This is a genomic window from Longimicrobium sp. (genome assembly GCA_036377595.1).
In the GTDB taxonomy this organism is placed as follows: domain Bacteria; phylum Gemmatimonadota; class Gemmatimonadetes; order Longimicrobiales; family Longimicrobiaceae; genus Longimicrobium.
Genome location: DASUYB010000021.1, coordinates 1 through 16,643 on the forward strand (window position 1 = coordinate 1; position 16,643 = coordinate 16,643).

Here is a 16,643-nt window from a genome sequence, read left to right on the forward strand (position 1 = left end):
GGCGGCGAGCGCCCCGCTCGGGCCGCGCACCAGGTCCGGACGCGTCTGCAACCCCTCCTCGATCTCGCCCACCACTTCCTCGAACAGATCCTCGATGGTCACGATCCCCGCAGTGCCGCCGTGCTCGTCCATCACCACCGCCATCTGCGTGCGCGCGGCGCGCAGGGCCTTCATCACGTCGTCGATCTCCGCCGTCTCGGGAACGAAGGGGACCTCGCGGGCGTCGTTCTCGTGCACCGCCCGGCGCGAGCGGAGCCGGCGGAAGAGGTCCTTGATGTGGACCATCCCCAAGATGTGGTCCAGGTCGCCGCGGTACACGGGGTAGCGGGTGTGCGGATGGCTGCGGACGGTGGCCACCACCTCGTCGAACGGCATCCCCACCTTCAGCCCCACCACGCGCACGCGCGGCACCATCACCTCGCCCGCGGTCAGGTCGCCGAAGTCGAGCAGCTCCTGGACGACGGCGGCGCTCTCCCGCCGCAGCATCCCCCCCGCCTGGCTCTCGCGCACGATGTAGCGCAGCTCCTCGGGGGTGCGCACGTGCTCGTTGCTGAGCGCGCCGCGGTCGATCCCGAACACCTTCAGCAGCCCGTTCCCCGCGAAGCTGAGGAAGCGAATCAGCGGCAGGGCGATCATCTGCAGCCCCAGCAGCACCGGTGTCACCGCGCGCGAGGTGCTGTCGGGCTGCTGGAGCGACACCGACTTGGGGATCATCTCCCCCAGCACGATGTGGAAGTAGGTGAGGATGGCGAGGGCGAGGAAGCTCGCCAGCCCGTGCGCGGTCACGAACCGCCACTCGCCCATCCCCAGCCCGTGCAGCCCCTCGGCGATCCACTCGGCCAGCGAGTGCTCGCCGTACATCCCCAGCAGGAGACTGGCGACGCTGATCCCCAGCTGCGCCGTGGCGATGTAGCGGTCGCGGCGCACGGGGTCGCGCAGCACGCGCACGACGAGCCGGGCCAGGCGGTCGCCTCCCGCGGCGCGCCTCTCCATCGTCGTGTGCGGCACGCTGACGATGGCGAACTCGGCCGCCACGAACAGCCCGTTCAGCAGCACCAGGACGATGACGACGAGGATGGTGAGGAGCTTATCCACCACGCTCCTCCTCCTCGTCCTCGTCCCGCCGCGGCGTGGCCACCACCCAGGCGACGGCGTGGTTGAGCACGCTCTCCACCTCCAGCTCCACCCCCTGGATCCTCACCCGCTCGCCCACGGCGGGAACGTGCCCCAGCTCCTCGGCGATGCGCCCGCCCAGCGTGTCGCTCTCCCCCTCGAGGTACGCGCAGAGCCAGGGCTCGGCCTCGTCCACCCGCAGCCAGCCGGGGAGGCGCACGCGGCCGTCGGGCAGGCGCTCGGGGCCGGGCTCGTCGCCCTTCAGCTCGTCGCCCACGTCGCCCATCACCTCGGTCAGCACGTCGTCGAGCGTCACCAGCCCGCTCACCCCGCCGAACTCGTCGAGCAGCACCGCCTGGTGGGTGCGGCTCTCGCGCATCCGCGCCAGCAGCTGCTCGGCCGTCACCGTCTCGGGCACCTGCAGGACGGGGCGCAGGAGCGACTCGATCCCGTCGAGCCGCGCCCCCGCCAGCTCGCCCACGAACAGGTCGCGCGTGTGCAGCACGCCGATCACGTCGTCCATGTCGCCGCGGTAGACGGGGAGGCGCGTGTACGGGCTTTCGGCCACGATCCGCATCACCTCGTCCATCGGGGTGGAGATCTCGATGGCCGACACCTGGTTGCGGGGGACCATCAGGTGGCGCGCGGGGCGGATCCCCAGCTGCAGCGCGCGGCGCAGGCGCCGGTGCTCGTCGGGCTCCAGCAGCCCGCCGTCGCGGCTCTCGGCGATCAGCAGGTCGATCTCCTCGGGCGAGTGGATGTGGCGGTGGCCCACCTCGGGAACGCCGAAGAGACGCAGCACCACCGCCGCGCTCCCGTTCAGGAAGGAGATGAAGGGGCCGAACACGGCCAGCGACCACTTCATCGGCAGCACGGTGAAGAGCGCCACCTGTGTCGGTCTTGCCAGCGCCAGGTACTTGGGGACCAGCTCGGAGAGGACCATCTGCATCCCCGTCAGCACCAGCAGGACGGCGATGGTGGCGACGGAGACGGCGGCCGCCTGGGAGAGGCCGAACCAGCCGCGGACCAGGGGGATCAGGCGGACGGCGATGGTCCCCTGCGCGAAGGCGCCGACGACCAGCGAGGTGACGGTGATCCCCATCTGGCTGCCGGAGATGTAGCGGTCGAGCCGCCGCGGGTCCTCGAGCACGGGAAGGAGCCGCGCCGCCACCGCGCTCCCCTGCTCGGCCTTCTGCCGGATGCGCGCGCGCCGCACGCTGACCGCCGAGAACTCGGCGGCCACGTACAGGGCGGAAAGGAGAAGGAGGAGGAAGACGACCAGGAGCGGTCCGACCATCTCTCGCCGATGGGAGAATGCGCGGGGCCGGCGCCCGCGCGCGCACCCCGCCCCGCTCCCGCCGCGCGCCCGCGCGGTGGGAGGGGGCGGGGCCCGGAAACCCGACGGGACCAGGCCCGTCCCGGGCTGATACGCGGACGCACGACCCACGCCACGCGCGGCGGCGCGGCCCGGCGCGCGCCCGCCGAAGCTGGACGCTACGGCCCCCGCGCGGCCCCCGCAAGCACCGCGCGGGGGCCGCGCCCCGTCACGATTCGTCGCCCCCGCGCGCCGGGGACGGGCGAAAATCGCGGGGGCACGTTACATTGTGGCCTTTCCGGTAAACTGCTACGAACGATTCGCGCAGGGGAGACTCTCGATGGAACCCGACGCCGGCCTCAGCGACCGTCTGCGGGACCGTATCCTGAACGCGCTGCACCTGGGGCTGCTGCGCCCCGGCGACCGCCTGCCCAGCATCCGCACGCTGTGGAGGGAGATGGGGGTGGACCACCGGGTGGTGGCGCAGGCGTACCGCACGCTCGAGGCCGAGGGGCTGGTGGAGGTGCGCGGCCGCTCGGGGGTGTACCTGGCCCCGCAGGACCAGTTCGGCGGCGAGCTGCTGGCCGAGACGGCGCGTTGGCTGGCGGGCGTGCTGGTGGAGGCGTGGAAGCGGCGCCTGACCATCGCCGACGTTCCCGAGCTGATCCGCCGCTGCACGCAGACCACCACCCTGCGCTGCGCCTGCGTGGAGAGCAACGAAGACCAGATGACGGCGTACACCGGCGAGCTGCAGGAGCAGTTCGGGCTCGACCCGTACCCGGTGCGCATCTCGCCCCTCCCGTTGCCGCGCCCGGAGCGCTCGGTGGAGTTCCACTGGGTCGAGGACGAGCTGCGCCGCTGCGACCTGGTGGTGACCACCAGCTACCACGCGCGGCTGGTGCGCAAGGCGGCCGAGAACGTGGGGATCCCCTGCGTGGTGCTGACGGTGAACCCCGACGTGGTGGAGACGATCCAGAAGCGGCTGCGCGAGGGCCCGCTGACCGTGGTGGCCGTCGAGCCGTCGTTCGGCGACCGCATGCGGGCGATGTACGTGGACGAGAACCCCGACCGCGTGCGGGTGGTGCTCGCCGACGACCACCACGCGCTCCGGCAGCTGGACCCCGACGACCCGGTGCTGCTGACCCGCGCCGCGCGGCTGCGGCTGAGCCCGCACGAGCAGCTCCCCACGCTCCTGCCGCACTCGCCCACCTTCTCGCCGCACACCGCGCGCGAGCTGCTGGGGGTGATCATCCGCCTGAACCTGGAGGCGGCGGCCGCGTCCGACCAGCAGCCGGTGCTGCGCACGCACGAGCCCGTCACCCTCGACACCTGACGCCGCCGCGGGTCTGTCCGGACGAGCCGCGGCGGCGCCGACGGCCCGCCGCGGAGGGGGCCGCTCCATCGCGGCCGATCCGAGTCTATTGCGGGGAGGGCGCGGCGGAACTATCTTCTCGCGACGTCCTTCCGGCGCCCTCTCGCCGATTCCGGCTCGCAGTTCGCACTCCTCCCGCATCCAGGCCACCGATGAGCACCCCGAATTCCGTGCGTACTTCGTCCAGCGCCGTGCCCCGCCGTCCGTGGGAGACGCCGCGCGTGACCGATCTTCCGCGCCTGACCGAGCTCACGCTGGCCACCGGCCCCGGCATCCCCGGCGGCGGCGGCACGGGCGGCGGCGGCAGCACCGTGATCCCCTGAAGCGTGCCCTCCGGCCCGTCCGGACGCACCCGCCCCGTCCCGGCCACCCGCCGGGACGGGGCGTTTTTGCGCCCCGTCCGCGTCTCCGGCACGCATCGTGACAGGGAGCGGCGTCGATGAGCCGCTTCCGCTTCACCCTTTTCGTCGCGGGCGACACGGCCCGCTCGCAGCAGGCGTACGCCGACCTCCGTCGCATCTGCCGCGAGCGGCTGGGCGACGGCGCCTTCGACATCGCCGTGGTGGACGTGGCCAGGACGCCCGACGCGGCCGAGACGCACCGCATCCTCACCACCCCCACGGTGGTGAAGGAGGCACCGGAGCCGCGGCGGCGCATCACCGGAGACCTGTCGGACGCCGACAAGGTGCTCACCGGCCTGGGGATGCTCCCCGGCTGGCCCGATCCCCTTCCCCTGTCCGATCCATGACGGTTTCCACGCAGCCGGTCGAGAAGCTCCCGACCGGGATCCCCGGCTTCGACCTGATCGCCGACGGCGGCCTCCCGCGCCAGCGCGCCACACTCATCGCCGGGACGGCGGGGAGCGCCAAGACGGTGTTCGCCGCGCACTTCCTGGCCGCGGGGATCGCGCGCGGCGAGGCCGGCGTGTTCGTCACCTTCGAGGATTCCGTCGAGGATCTGCGGCGCAACGTGGCCTCCTTCGGGTGGGACGTGGCGGCGTGGGAGGCGGCCGGGACCTGGGTGTTCGTCGACGCGTCGCCCGACGCCGACCAGCCGACCACGGTGGTGGGCGACTTCGACCTGAGCGCGCTGCTGGCGCGGGTGGAGCACGCCATCCGCCGCTCGGGGGCCGCGCGGGTGTCGATCGATTCGCTGAACGCGCTCTTCGTCCAGTATCGCGACCATGCGCTGCTGCGCGCGGAGCTGTACCGCATCACCACGCGGCTGAAGCGGATGGGCGTGACCCTCGTGTTCACCTCCGAGCGCACCGAGGAGTACGGCGAGGTCAGCCGCTACGGGGTGGAGGAGTTCGTGGCCGACAACGTGGTCATCCTGCGCAACCTGCTGGTGGACGAGCGGCGCCGGCGCACGCTGGAGCTGCTGAAGGTGCGCGGCGCGCCGCACCAGCGCGGCGAGTTTCCCTTCACCATCACCGACCACGGGATCATCGTCCTCCCCCTCTCGGGGATCACCCTCACCCAGAGCTCGTCGATCGTGCGGGTGGGGACGGGGAACCGGGTGCTGGACGAGATGTGCGGCGGCGGCTTCTTCCGCGACTCCATCATCCTCCTTTCCGGCGCGACCGGGACGGGGAAGACGCTGATGGTCACCCAGTTCCTGGCCGCGGGGTTCGAGGCGGGGGAGCGCTGCCTCCTCTTCGCCTTCGAGGAGAGCCGCGACCAGCTGTACCGCAATGCCGCGGCCTGGGGATACGACTTCGCGGGGATGGAGAGGGACGGGAAGCTGAAGGTGGTGAACTCCTATCCCCACGCGATGGCGATGGAGGACCACCTGGTGCTGATGCGCGACACCATCGAGGCGTTCGCGCCCAGCCGGGTGGCGGTGGACTCGCTCAGCGCGCTCGAGCGGGTGACGTCGGTGCGCGCGTTCCGCGAGTTCGTGATCTCGCTGACCTCCTTCCTGAAGCTGAAGGAGACGGCGGGGCTCTTCACCTCGACCACGCCGTCGCTGATGGGGGGAACGTCGGTGACCGAGAAGCACATCTCCACGCTGACCGACACCATCATCCTGCTGCGCTACGTGGAGAGCTACGGCCAGATGCGGCGCGGGCTCACGGTACTGAAGATGCGAGGGTCGGCGCACGACCACGACATCCGCGAGTACACGATCGACGGGAAGGGGATGCACGTGCTGGGGCCGTTCCGCGACGTCAGCGGCGTGCTGTCGGGGAACCCCACCTTCGCCGCGGAGGGCGACCACGGGGCGCCCGCCGGGCGAGGGGAGGACGAGCGGGAGGGGTGATGAGCACCGTGGGGCCCGTCCGCCCGCCGCGTCCCGACGAGCGGCTCCGCCAGATCATCGACCGGCTGGCGGACGGGGTGGTGGTCGTGGGGGGCGACGGCCTGGTGCGCTTCGTCAACCCGGCGGCGCAGGTGCTCTTCGGGCGCGGCGCCGCCGAGCTGCTGGGGCGTGAGTTCGGCTTCCCCACGCTGGCGGGGGAGACGACGGAGATCGACGTGGTGCGCCCGGGGGGCGCCACCGCGGCCGCCGAGCTGCGCGCGGTGGAAACGGAGTGGGAGGGCGAGCCCGCCTACATCGTGTCGCTCCGCGACGTCACCGACCGGCGGGAAGCCGAGGAGCGCCGCCGGCAGGCCGAGGCCGAGCAGGCCGCCCGCCGCGACGCCGAGAGCGAGGCGCGGCGGGCCCGTTTCCTTTCCAACGTCAGCTCGGTCCTCTCCTCCTCCCTCGACTACCACGCCACCCTGTCCGTCCTGGCCAAGCTCGCCGTTCCCGAGCTGGCGGACTGGTGCGTCATCGACGTGCTGGAGGAGGACGGGCGGATGGCGCGGGTGGCCGCGGCGCACGCGGAGCACGAGCGCGAGCCGCTGCTGGCGGTGCTCTGCGACGAGTTTCCGCCGCGGATGGACGGCCCCTCCGTCGGCGCGCAGGCGCTGCGGTCGGGCACTCCGGTCTACGTCCCCCGCGTGAGCGACGAGTGGCTGGAGGGGGTGACGACGGGCCCCGAGCACGCCGCGCTGATCCGCGCGCTGGGGATCCGCTCGCTGATCGCCGTCCCCCTCGTGGCGCGCACGGAGACGCTGGGGGTGGCCACGCTGGTCGGCGCCACGCGCGGCTACCGGCGCAACGACCTGGCGACGGCGGAGGATTTCGCGCAGCGCGCGGCGCTCTCCATCAGCAACGCGCGGCTGTACGCGGCGGCGCAGGAGGCCAGCCGCGCCAAGAGCGAGTTCCTGGCGGTGATGAGCCACGAGCTGCGCACCCCGCTGAACGCGGTGATGGGGTATGCCGACCTGCTGCAGGCGGGGATCGGCGGCGCGGTGAGCGAGCGCCAGCGCGGCTACCTGGACCGCATCAAGGAAGGCGCGCGGCACCTGGAGGGGATCATCGACGAGATCCTGGCCTTCTCGCGGATGGAGGCGGGGCAGGAGGCCGTCCGCGCGCGCCGGGTGGACCTGCGCGACGTGGTGCGCCAGGCCGGCGACCTGCTGCGTCCGCTGGCCCGGCAGAAGTCGCTCGAACTGGAGCTGCGCCTGCCGCCCGAGCCGGCGATCGTGGAGACGGACCCCGAGAAGGTGCTGCAGATCCTGCGCAACCTGGGGACGAACGCCATCAAGTTCACCGACCAGGGGCAGGTGCGCATCGAGGCGCTGCGCGACCACCCGCACCACCTCCTCCGCATCGTCGACACGGGGATCGGCATCCGCCGCGAGCACCGCGAGCGCATTTTCGAGCCCTTCTGGCAGGTGGAGCAGTCCAACCGCCGCGAGGTGGGCGGCACCGGGCTCGGCCTTGCCGTCGCCCGCCGCCTGGCGGAGCTGCTGGGCGGGCGGCTGACGCTGGAGAGCGCGCCGGGCCGCGGCAGCACCTTCACCTTGGCGCTTCCCGCCGCGGACAACCCCGAGAACGGCGGGGATCCGTCCGCGTAGCATCTCTCCTCTCCCCATCCATCTCCACCCGGAGCCGAGCCATGTCGCGGGGCAAGCTGCTGCTGATCGCGGGGGTCGCGGCGTTCGTGGCGATCATGCTGGCCGGGCCGGGCGCGGCGGTCTTCCCGTCCACCCTGCACTGGGGGGCGTGGGCCGCGTGCCCGGACGGGACCACGCCCGCGCACCGGCGCTTCCGCGAGTCGTACAACCGTCCCGGCGAGACGCAGGTGGCGTTCTACTGCGTCGCGCCCGACGGCACGGAGCACGAGCGCACCCTTGCCGCGATGGGCGGGCTCTTCCTGATGTACTTCATGGGCGGATGCGTGGTGCTGAGCCTGCTCTCGCGGCGGATCGGAGCGGCGCCGGCGGACGCGACGCGCGCCACCTCGTCCACGCCACGCGCCGTCCCCGGCGATGTGGAGGCGAAGGCGCGAGCGCTACTGGCGCGCGACCAGAAGATCCACGCCATCAAGCTCGTCCGCGAGGCCACGGGGATGGGCCTGGCGGAGGCGAAGGACTGGGTCGAGGCGCTCCCTCTCCGCCCGCCGTCATCACCACCACCGACCCTCCTCGCACCCGCCGGCAGCGCGAGCAATCGGCTGGCGGAATTGAAGCGGATGCTGGACGCGGGGCTCATCACCCAATCGGAGTACGACCAGAAGAAAAGCGAGATCCTGGCGGAGCTTTAGCACGAGTTTCCTCGAAATCTCGAGCGTCCCAGCCGATGAGCGGCTAGTGCGCATGTGTTCGCGCGGTGGCGTAAACGTACCTATTCAGCCTTAACGTTGCGTTTTCCTTGTCCAAACCGTATACTCGCCTCTCTCCTCTGTCATGGCAGGCCCACTTGTGCAAATGTCGGATCTGACATATGATTGAACTGGCTGAGAGAAAGGCGCTGATCTTTCTTTCGGGGGAGATCAAGACGCCGCCGTTCTCCGCCGAGGCGCGGCAGGAGGCGGGCGACCTGCTCCGGCAGGTGCAGGAAGGGGTGAAGCTGTCGATGCCGCACTCGCGGCCGCTGCCTTCACTCGGGCGGAACTGCCACGAGCTCCGCGTCAGGGACCAGAAGGTAACGTGGCGCATCATCTACCGGGTCGATCCCGACGCGGTGCTGGTGGCCGAGGTGTTTGCAAAGAAGACGCAAACGATACCGGATCACGTCCTGGAAACGTGCCGGAAGCGTTTCGCGGCCTACGACCGGGCAGTGGAGGGCAAATGAACAGCGAGAAGCGGGCGCGGCTCGAGGCCGCCGGGTTCAAGTTCGGCACCGTGGCCGAGTTCCTCGAGCTCACCCCCGAGGAAAGCGACCTCATCGAAACGCGGCTGGCGCTGCGGCTGTTCCTGCGCAGCGTGCGCGAGCGGGCAGGGCTCACGCAGGCAGAAGCCGCCAGGCGCATTGGCACCAGCCAGTCGCGGCTGTCCAAGATGGAGGGCGGCGATCCCACCGTCACCCTCGACCTGCTCATCCGCAGCGCGCTGAAGCTGGGGGCGCGCTACACCGAGATCGGCAAGGCCATCGCCGAGTGGCCGGGCGCGCCGAGCAGCGAGCCACCGCGCAGGAAGGCGGCGCCGCGAACATCCATCCGCAAGCGGCGGGGGACATCGTCGATGCGTTCGCCACGCGTGAAGACCATCATTGGCTGACGCAGATCGCCCCCGCGCGGATGGATGGGCGCGGGGGCGATGTCTCCTGCGGCGGTGGAGACCAATCAACCCAGCGCGGCGGCGCGCAGCTCGGCGAACGAGCGGGCGAAGGCGGCGACCAGCGCCTCGGGATCGGGGACGAGGCCGGCGTCGGCGGCCACGCCCACCTGCACGCGGCCTGCGTAGCTGAGGATGCTGACGCCCAGCCCCAGCCGGCCGGACTGCGGGACCCACGCCATCACCTCGCGCACGCGGCGGCCGCAGAACCAGATCGTCTCGCGCGGGCCGGGGACGTCGGTCATCACCAGCGTGGCGTTCTTCCCCAGGAAGGCCACGATCAGCCGCTCGACCCACTTCGGCAGGCGGCCGACGAGGCGCAGGATGGCGTAGAGCACCCGCGCCTCGGGCGAGCGCTTCAGCCGGTCCATCGTCCGCTTCACCGCCGACTCGCGCTCCACCGCGTCCGACAGGCCGACGGGGAGGGGGAGGAAGACGAGCCCGAAGCGGTTCCCCAGCGCGCCCAGCCCGGACATCTCCCGCAGGTTGACGGGCACCACCGCGCGTACCGGGCGGCGGAAGCGGCGGCCGTGCAGCTTCTCGTACTCGCGCATCCCGCCCGCGGCGGCGGCGGCCAGGACGTCGTGCACGGTGCCGCCGAGCGCCTTCGCCACGCGCTTGACCTCGTCCAGCGGCAGGGGGTCGCTCCACGCGGCGGTCTTGCGCATCCCCAGCCGGCCGCGGAAGGAGGACGGCGGGTCGCCGCGCATGAGCAGCAGCCGCGCGAGCGTCGCCATCACCGACAGGGCCGTCCGCACGGCGAACGCGACCTTCCCCGCGAGCGAGGCGGGGACGCGCAGGCCGCGGAGGGTGGCGGGGGTCCATCCCCGCGGCGCGAAGCCGTCGATCTCGTCCTCGTTGCCGGGCTGGTCGTCGAGCGTCAGCAGCACGTGGATCAACGCCATCCCGTCGGCGATGCAGTGGTGCACGCGCACGACGATGGCCGATCCCCCCGCGTAGCCGTCCGCCACCACGGCCTCCCAGAGCGGACGGCGCGGGTCGAGCGGGCGGCTCATCATCTCCCCCACCAGGTGCTGCAGCTCGCGGCGGCCGCCGGGCGCGGGAAGGGTGGCGCGGCGCAGGTGGCGGGCGAGGGAGAAGCGCGCGTCGTCGACCCAGCGCGGATGGCCGGCGGACTCGTCCACGCGTTGGCGGAAGCGGCGGTGTGCGAGGAGGCGCGTGCGCACCGCGACGCTCACGCGGTCGAAGTCCAGCGGCTCGGCGAAGGTGAGCACGCCGGTGATCACCATCTGGTTCTCCGGCCGCTCCATGTGCCACCACGCCGCGTCGGGCCCGCTCAGCCGCTCGGGCGGGGCGGGGCGATGGAGGGGCGCGCGCGGGGGTGCCTCAGCGATGACGGCCGTAGCGCTCATGGCTCGACACCCATTCCTGCGCGGAGATCGCGGCGGCCAGGCTGACCTCGCCGGCCAGCGCCACGCCGGCCACGATCTCCGCGAGCTTGTTCACCTTCCCCTTCCCCCAGCACCCCATCAGCTCCAGGCACTCGCGCTGCGTGGGCAGCCCCGTCCCGCCGCCGTGCGTGGCGACGATCAGCGACGGCAGGGTCAGGGAGATGTAGAGGTCGCGCTCCGGCGTGAGCTCGGTGTAGACGATCCCCGCGGACGACTCGGCGACGTTGGCCACGTCCTGGCCGCAGGCGATGAACATCGCGGTGACGGCGTTCGCGGCGTGGAGACCGTTGTTGTTGGCGCCGGCGAGCATCGCCCCGACGTTGGCGATGCCGTAGTGGTAGACCAGCGCCTCGGGCTCCGCGCGCGTGCGGGCGATCAGCACCTCGCGGGGGATGGTGACCTCGGCGGTGACGCGCTTGCCGCGGGTGCGCATGAGGTTCACGTGGCTGGCCTTCTTGTCCGTCGCGAGGTTCGCCTCGAGGTAGAAGCGCCGGATGCCGCGGAAGTGCTCGGCGATCCAGGCGCACGCGGCGCAGGTGGCGCGGCTGACCATGTTCTGCCCCGCCGCGTCGCCCGTGGTGAAGTTGAAGCGCAGGTAGGCGAACTTGCTGGCCAGGTACGTCTCCACGTGCACCAGCCGAGCGACGGAGCTGGTGGACTCGGCCGCGGCGCGGATCTGGTCCATGCTGGCGCCCACCCACCCGGTGAACTCGCGGGCGCGGCGCGCGTCGTCGAACACGAACACGGGGGCGCGCTGCATGGCGTCGGCCTCGACCGTGCACTTCACCCCGCCGCTCTCGTTCAGCACCTGCATCCCGCGGTTGTAGCTGGCGACGAGCGTCCCCTCCGACGTGGCCAGGGGGATGAGGAACTCGCCCTGCGCGTGCTCTCCATCGACGTGCAGCGGGCCGGCGATGCCGAGCGGCACCTGCGCCACGCCGGTGAAGTGCTCGCAGTTGCCGACGGCCGCGTGCGCGTCGAACGAGAACTTCGCCACGTGGTCAAAGGGGTGGCCGGAGAACTCGGCGGCGAAGCGCTGGCGCGCGAGCACCGCCGCCGGCCCGTAGTCGTCCGCCGGGTCGCGGGGGATGTGGACGCGGCCGGGCGCGTCGCGGACGGAGAGCGCGTCCTCGACCGCGAGGGTGAGGTCGCCGAACGGCTCGCAGGCGAAGGAGAGCTCGATCTCGTGCTTCCCTTCGTCCAGCGCGCCGTTCTCCACCTCCACGGTGACGGCGGCGCCGAGCGGGAACGGCAGCGGATGCAGCTCCGAGACGTCGCGGGCGGGAAGCTCCTCGCCGCCCGCGAGATGGAGGGTGAGGCGATCGGGCCCGATCTCGCGGCCGTCGATCCGCAGCGTGGCGACCAGCGTCAGCTCCACGTCGCGCAGGCGGTTCTTGAGCGCGAGCTCGAAGCCGTCGCCGGTGTTGCGCAGGCTGCCGAAGGTGTACAGCTGCCGCAGCAGCATCGCCGGCACGAACACCCGCGGCGCCAATGCCTCTCCGCCCTTCGCGGGCGCATCCAGGACGCTCATCTCCACCTGCCCGACTGGCGTAGGTCGCCGCCGGACCCGCTCCGGAGGCATGGAGCCAACTTCGGCCCGCCGCCGCGGCGCCGCATCGGGGGAATCTCCCCGCCGCTGTGGGTGGATGGTCGACGGCGGGCGGGGGCGGCTTCCCACGCGGGTTGCGCGGGGGATGCGGAGGGTCGACCTTCTCCCATCATCCCCCCTGACGGCGAGCGAGACGATGGCGGTACGCGCACCCGACTTCCGGCCCGAGCTTGAGTGGATCAACTCCGGCGGGCGGAAGCTGACCCTGGCCGACTTCCGCGGGCGCATCCTGGTGCTGGACTTCTGGACCTACGGGTGCATCAACTGCCTGCACATGATCCCCGAGCTGGCCGAGCTGGAGCGGCGCTTCCCGGACGACGTCGTGGTCGCCGGGGTGCACTCGGGGAAGTTCATTAACGAGCGGGTGACGGCGAACATCGCGCGGGCGTGCGAGCGGCTGGGGGTGCATCACCCCGTGCTGAACGACCGGCAGTTCCGCACCTGGCGTGAGTACGCGGTGAACGCCTGGCCCACGCTGGCCGTGGTCTCGCCCGACGGCTACGTGCTGGGGATGCAGGCCGGCGAAGTGACCGCCGAGCAGCTGGCGCCGGTCATCTCGCAGTTCATCGACGCGTCGAAGGCGGCGGGGAAGATGGGCGGCGCGGGCGTTCCCTTCGTGCCGCAGACGCAGCCGCCGGAGCCGGGCGTCCTCCGCTTCCCAGCCAAGGTCCACGCGGGGGACGACGGACGGCTGTTCGTCGCGGACACCGGCCACCACTGGGTGCTGGAGATCGAGCTGGCGGGAGATGGCGCGGCCGGCCGCGTCGTCCGCGCGTTCGGCTCCGGCCGGGCGGGGTGGATGGATGGGGATGCGCACGCCGCCGCCTTCCGCGCGCCGCACGGGCTGGCGCTGGCGGAGGGCGTCCTCTTCGTCGCGGACACCAACAACCACCTGGTGCGGGCGATCGACCTGGCCAGCGGGCGGGTAGCGACGGTGGCGGGCGTGGGCGACCAGGCGCGGCGGCGCTACCCCGGCGGCCCGGCGCTGGAGACGCCGCTGAACTCGCCGTGGGACGTGCTGTGGAAGGACGGCCGCCTGTACGTGGCGATGGCCGGGCCGCACCAGCTCTGGCGCATCGACCCGGCGGCGGGGAGCGCGGAGGTGTTCGCCGGCTCGGGGGCGGAGGAGGTGTTCGACGCCGAGCTGCCGATGGCCGCGCTCGCGCAGCCCAGCGCGCTGGCGACGGACGGCGGGCGCATCTACTTCGCCGACGCGGAGTCGTCGGCCATCCGCTACGCCGTGCCCGCGGCCGACGTGCGCACCGTCGTGGGCACCGGGTTGTTCGACTTCGGCGACAGGGATGGGGCGGGCGACGACGTGCGGCTGCAGCACGCGCAGGGAATCGCGTGGTGGGCGCGCGAGCGGAAGGTGCTGGTGGCCGACACCTACAACCACCGCGTGAAGACGGTGGATCCCTACACCCGCGAGGCCCGCGCGCTCGCCGGCGCGGGCGAGCCGGGGCTGGCCGACGGCGCCGCGGACGAGGCGCGCTTCTGGGAGCCGGGCGGCATCGCCGTCACGCCCGACGGCGCGCGGGCGTACGTGGCGGACACCAACAACCACGCCCTGCGCGTCATCGACCTCGCCACGCGCGAGGTGCGCACGGTGGAGCTGTTCGCGGAAGCGTGATGCGAATCATCGCTGGCGAGATCTCGCCCGGGCGTCTACTGCCAGTCCGCGCCAACCTCGTTTCCATCAAAGATGAAGCCCCTCGCCCGGTTGCCGGGCGAGGGGCTTCGCTCATCGTTCGGTCGCGCGTCAGTACTGCAGGACGGAGTACACGTCCCAGCCTTCCAGCAGGCGGCGGCCGTCGAGGAAGCCGAGCTCGATCAGGAAGGCGATGGCCGCCACCTCGCCGCCGAGCGCCTGGACGAGGCGGGCGCTGGCGGACGCGGTGCCGCCGGTGGCCAGCAGGTCGTCGACGATCAGCACGCGCTGGCCGGCCTCGACGGCGTCGACGTGCACCTCGAGCGCGGCGGTGCCGTACTCGAGCGCGTATTCCAGGTGGATCTTTTCCGCCGGGAGCTTGCCCAGCTTGCGGATGGGGACGAAGCCGACGCCCAGCTCCAGCGCCAGCGGCGCGCCGAAGATGAACCCGCGCGACTCGATCCCCGCCACCACGTCGATCCGCTCGCCGCGATAGCGCTCCGCGAAGTGCGTCACCACTTCGCGCAGGGCGCCGGGCTCGCGCAAGAGCGGCGTCACGTCGCGGAAGAGGATCCCCTCCATCGGAAAGTCGGGAACGTCGCGGATCAGCGACTTGAGGTGCTCCACGTGCGGAGGTCTCCGTTGGGTTCGGATGGGTGAGACGCGAGGAAGCCTGTGTTGCGTCCGGCAGGATTGGGCGCGGGCGCCGGCGATAGATCCTTCGGCCTGCAGGCGGCGGAGCAGACGCCGGTTACAGTCTGGCCGGCCTCAGGATGACGTCATCCCGGGTCAGCCGATCACTCAGCACTCGGCACTATCTCCCGAGCACGCCGCTGTACTTCTCCCACTCGTCCAGCACCATACCGGCGCCGCGGACGACGCAGGAGAGGGGCTCGGAGTCGACGTGGATCTCCAGGCCGGTCTCCTCGGCCAGGAGCCGGTCGAGGCCCTTGAGCAGCGCGCCGCCGCCGGTCATCACGATCCCCTCGTCGACGATGTCGGCGGAGAGCTCGGGCGGGGTGATCTCCAGCGCGCGGCGCACGGCGGAGACGATGGCGTGCACCGGCTCCTGGATGGCCTCGCGGATCTCCTCGCTGTACAGGCGCACCGTCTTGGGGATGCCGCTCACCAGGTCGCGCCCGTTCACGTCCATCTCGCGCTCCTGGCCCGTGGCCTTGGCCGAGCCGATCTGGATCTTCACCCCCTCGGCCGTGGCCTCGCCGATGAGCAGGTTGTAGCTCTTGCGCACGAAGGCCATGATCGCCTCGTCGAACTCCCATCCCCCCACGCGGATGGAGGCGTCGGCCACGATCCCGCTGAGCGCGATCACCCCGATCTCCGTGGTCCCCCCGCCGATGTTCACCACCATGCTGCCGCGGGGGGAGACGACGGGAAGGCCGACCCCGATCGCCGCCGCCATCGGCTCGGAGATCAGGTACACCTCCTTCGCCCCTGCCGCGAGTACGGCGGAGCGGACGGCGCGCCGTTCCATCTCGGTGATCCCCGAGGGAACGCCGATGACCACGCGCGGCTTGATGCGGAAGAGGCGCTTGGGGAGGACGCGGCCCAGGTAGTGGCGCAGCATCAGCTCGGCCATGTCCACGTCGGCGATCACCCCGTCGCGCATGGGCTTGACGGCGATGATCCCCTCGGGGGTGCGGCCGAGCATGCGCTTGGCCTCGAGGCCGATGGCGCGCACCCGGCCGCCGCGGCGCTCCACGGCCACCACCGAGGGCTCGTTGAGGACGATCCCCTCGCCCTTGACCTGGATGAGCGTGTTGGCGGTGCCGAGGTCTACCGCGATGTCGGGCACGTAGTTGCGCGGGCGTTCTGGTACGGGATTGACGGGTCGGCGCGGAATCTAACGCGGCCCCCGCACGCGGCGCCATCGCGATTGACCCCGCGGCGGCGCGCCTGTAGGCTAGGGAAGGGGACTGCGACACCATCACGGAGCAGGCGATGTTCTTCTACCGGGAGACGAACGGGATCCGCGTGACCGCGCAGCCGTTCTACCTGTCCGAGCACTCCGAGCCGGGCGACGACCGCTACGTGTTCGCCTACCGGATGCGCATCGAGAACGTGGGCGACCAGGCGGCGCAGCTGGTGTGGCGCCACTGGTACATCCACGACGGCGCCGCGGGCGACAGCGAGGTGGAGGGCGAGGGCGTGGTGGGCGAGCAGCCGCTGATCGGCCCCGGCGACGTGCACGAGTACCAGAGCTTCTGCGTGCTGGAGGGCCCGGAGGGAAGCATGGAGGGGTTCTACGAGTTCCGCCGCCCAGACGGCCACGTCTTCCGCGCCGACATCCCCCGCTTCCTCCTCCGCACCTTCAGCGCGTGACGCGATTCTGAAAACAGAAGGTCTCACGCAGAGGGCGCAGAGGCCGCAGAGGAGTTCGATCACTTCCTCTGCGGCCTCTGCGACCTCTGCGCAGGCGTTCGACAGTTCCGGCTACATGCGAGACCCAGGATTGGCGCCAATCCTGGGTTTTTCGCGCTCAAAACACTGGATTCACCGATTTTCTGTTGTACACGGATTTTCGATGTGCATTGACTCAGCAACAGG

General features: G+C 71.7%; 16 protein-coding genes. 10 read left to right on the forward strand and 6 right to left on the reverse strand.

Translation table 11 applies throughout. The annotated features are described in order from the left end of the window. Positions 1-1,095, reverse strand: a 1,095-nt coding sequence (locus tag VF092_03620) for a hemolysin family protein (protein ID HEX6746380.1), incomplete at its 3' end; no start/stop codon positions are given. Continuing rightward, positions 1,088-2,410: a hemolysin family protein gene (locus VF092_03625; protein HEX6746381.1), complete on the reverse strand. Its 1,323-nt coding sequence runs from the start codon at positions 2,408-2,410 to the stop codon at positions 1,088-1,090. The genes VF092_03625 and VF092_03620, both read right to left, overlap by 8 nt. A gap of 358 nt (positions 2,411-2,768) precedes the next feature. Here VF092_03625 and VF092_03630 point away from each other — a divergent pair, with 358 nt between their 5' ends. The 8 genes from VF092_03630 (at position 2,769) to VF092_03665 (ending at position 9,352) form a co-directional block, all read left to right on the forward strand. Next, positions 2,769-3,761 carry a winged helix-turn-helix domain-containing protein gene (locus VF092_03630; GenBank protein ID HEX6746382.1) on the forward strand — a complete coding sequence of 331 codons (993 nt, stop codon included), beginning with the start codon at positions 2,769-2,771 and terminating at the stop codon, positions 3,759-3,761. 191 nt (positions 3,762-3,952) lie between these two features. Beyond that, the gene (locus VF092_03635; GenBank protein HEX6746383.1) at positions 3,953-4,123 is read left to right on the forward strand and encodes a hypothetical protein; all 171 of its coding nucleotides are present in this window, start codon (positions 3,953-3,955) and stop codon (positions 4,121-4,123) included. A gap of 116 nt (positions 4,124-4,239) precedes the next feature. Then, positions 4,240-4,548, forward strand: coding sequence for a circadian clock KaiB family protein (locus VF092_03640; protein ID HEX6746384.1), 309 nt, complete (start codon positions 4,240-4,242; stop codon positions 4,546-4,548). Then, on the forward strand, positions 4,545-6,062 hold the full coding sequence (gene kaiC / locus VF092_03645) for a circadian clock protein KaiC (protein HEX6746385.1): 1,518 nt from the start codon (positions 4,545-4,547) through the stop codon (positions 6,060-6,062). Before VF092_03640 ends, kaiC begins: the two co-directional genes overlap by 4 nt. Beyond that, entirely contained in the window at positions 6,062-7,708 is a 1,647-nt protein-coding gene (locus tag VF092_03650) for a GAF domain-containing sensor histidine kinase (protein HEX6746386.1), read from the forward strand. The genes kaiC and VF092_03650 overlap by 1 nt, the downstream gene beginning before the upstream one ends. Positions 7,709-7,749: 41 nt before the next feature. After that, the gene (locus VF092_03655; GenBank protein ID HEX6746387.1) at positions 7,750-8,397 is read left to right on the forward strand and encodes a ribosomal protein L7/L12; all 648 of its coding nucleotides are present in this window, start codon (positions 7,750-7,752) and stop codon (positions 8,395-8,397) included. A gap of 179 nt (positions 8,398-8,576) precedes the next feature. Further along, positions 8,577-8,927 (forward strand): type II toxin-antitoxin system RelE/ParE family toxin, encoded by a 351-nt coding sequence (locus VF092_03660; protein ID HEX6746388.1) that lies wholly within the window; start codon positions 8,577-8,579, stop codon positions 8,925-8,927. Beyond that, positions 8,924-9,352: a helix-turn-helix transcriptional regulator gene (locus tag VF092_03665; GenBank protein ID HEX6746389.1), complete on the forward strand. Its 429-nt coding sequence runs from the start codon at positions 8,924-8,926 to the stop codon at positions 9,350-9,352. The genes VF092_03660 and VF092_03665 overlap by 4 nt, the downstream gene beginning before the upstream one ends. A 65-nt stretch (positions 9,353-9,417) precedes the next feature. Here VF092_03665 and VF092_03670 read toward each other — a convergent pair whose 3' ends face one another. Next, the gene (locus VF092_03670) at positions 9,418-10,782 is read right to left on the reverse strand and encodes a wax ester/triacylglycerol synthase family O-acyltransferase (GenBank protein ID HEX6746390.1); all 1,365 of its coding nucleotides are present in this window, start codon (positions 10,780-10,782) and stop codon (positions 9,418-9,420) included. Then, positions 10,757-12,352 (reverse strand): hydroxymethylglutaryl-CoA reductase, encoded by a 1,596-nt coding sequence (locus VF092_03675; protein HEX6746391.1) that lies wholly within the window; start codon positions 12,350-12,352, stop codon positions 10,757-10,759. The genes VF092_03670 and VF092_03675 overlap by 26 nt, the downstream gene beginning before the upstream one ends. A gap of 214 nt (positions 12,353-12,566) precedes the next feature. Between VF092_03675 and VF092_03680 the strand changes: the two genes are divergently transcribed. Beyond that, positions 12,567-14,060 (forward strand): thioredoxin-like domain-containing protein, encoded by a 1,494-nt coding sequence (locus tag VF092_03680; GenBank protein ID HEX6746392.1) that lies wholly within the window; start codon positions 12,567-12,569, stop codon positions 14,058-14,060. Between the two features lie 129 nt (positions 14,061-14,189). Here VF092_03680 and VF092_03685 read toward each other — a convergent pair whose 3' ends face one another. Together VF092_03685 and VF092_03690 are read right to left on the reverse strand one after the other, a co-directional pair. Beyond that, complete coding sequence (locus VF092_03685; protein ID HEX6746393.1) at positions 14,190-14,705, reverse strand: adenine phosphoribosyltransferase; 516 nt, start codon at positions 14,703-14,705, stop codon at positions 14,190-14,192. A gap of 187 nt (positions 14,706-14,892) precedes the next feature. Then, positions 14,893-15,891: a rod shape-determining protein gene (locus tag VF092_03690; GenBank protein ID HEX6746394.1), complete on the reverse strand. Its 999-nt coding sequence runs from the start codon at positions 15,889-15,891 to the stop codon at positions 14,893-14,895. 146 nt (positions 15,892-16,037) lie between these two features. Here VF092_03690 and apaG point away from each other — a divergent pair, with 146 nt between their 5' ends. Next, the gene (gene apaG / locus VF092_03695) at positions 16,038-16,418 is read left to right on the forward strand and encodes a Co2+/Mg2+ efflux protein ApaG (GenBank protein HEX6746395.1); all 381 of its coding nucleotides are present in this window, start codon (positions 16,038-16,040) and stop codon (positions 16,416-16,418) included. Positions 16,419-16,643: the final 225 nt, after the last annotated feature.

Bases quoted from the DNA above. Each gene is read 5' to 3' on its own strand.
- VF092_03625 (HEX6746381.1), bottom strand. From the start codon at position 2,410: ATGGTCGGACCGCTCCTGGTCGTCTTCCTCCTCCTTCTCCTTTCCGCC.
- VF092_03630 (HEX6746382.1), top strand. From the start codon at position 2,769: ATGGAACCCGACGCCGGCCTCAGCGACCGTCTGCGGGACCGTATCCTG.
- VF092_03635 (HEX6746383.1), top strand. From the start codon at position 3,953: ATGAGCACCCCGAATTCCGTGCGTACTTCGTCCAGCGCCGTGCCCCGC.
- VF092_03640 (HEX6746384.1), top strand. From the start codon at position 4,240: ATGAGCCGCTTCCGCTTCACCCTTTTCGTCGCGGGCGACACGGCCCGC.
- kaiC (HEX6746385.1), top strand. From the start codon at position 4,545: ATGACGGTTTCCACGCAGCCGGTCGAGAAGCTCCCGACCGGGATCCCC.
- VF092_03650 (HEX6746386.1), top strand. From the start codon at position 6,062: ATGAGCACCGTGGGGCCCGTCCGCCCGCCGCGTCCCGACGAGCGGCTC.
- VF092_03655 (HEX6746387.1), top strand. From the start codon at position 7,750: ATGTCGCGGGGCAAGCTGCTGCTGATCGCGGGGGTCGCGGCGTTCGTG.
- VF092_03660 (HEX6746388.1), top strand. From the start codon at position 8,577: ATGATTGAACTGGCTGAGAGAAAGGCGCTGATCTTTCTTTCGGGGGAG.
- VF092_03665 (HEX6746389.1), top strand. From the start codon at position 8,924: ATGAACAGCGAGAAGCGGGCGCGGCTCGAGGCCGCCGGGTTCAAGTTC.
- VF092_03670 (HEX6746390.1), bottom strand. From the start codon at position 10,782: ATGAGCGCTACGGCCGTCATCGCTGAGGCACCCCCGCGCGCGCCCCTC.
- VF092_03675 (HEX6746391.1), bottom strand. From the start codon at position 12,352: ATGAGCGTCCTGGATGCGCCCGCGAAGGGCGGAGAGGCATTGGCGCCG.
- VF092_03680 (HEX6746392.1), top strand. From the start codon at position 12,567: ATGGCGGTACGCGCACCCGACTTCCGGCCCGAGCTTGAGTGGATCAAC.
- apaG (HEX6746395.1), top strand. From the start codon at position 16,038: ATGTTCTTCTACCGGGAGACGAACGGGATCCGCGTGACCGCGCAGCCG.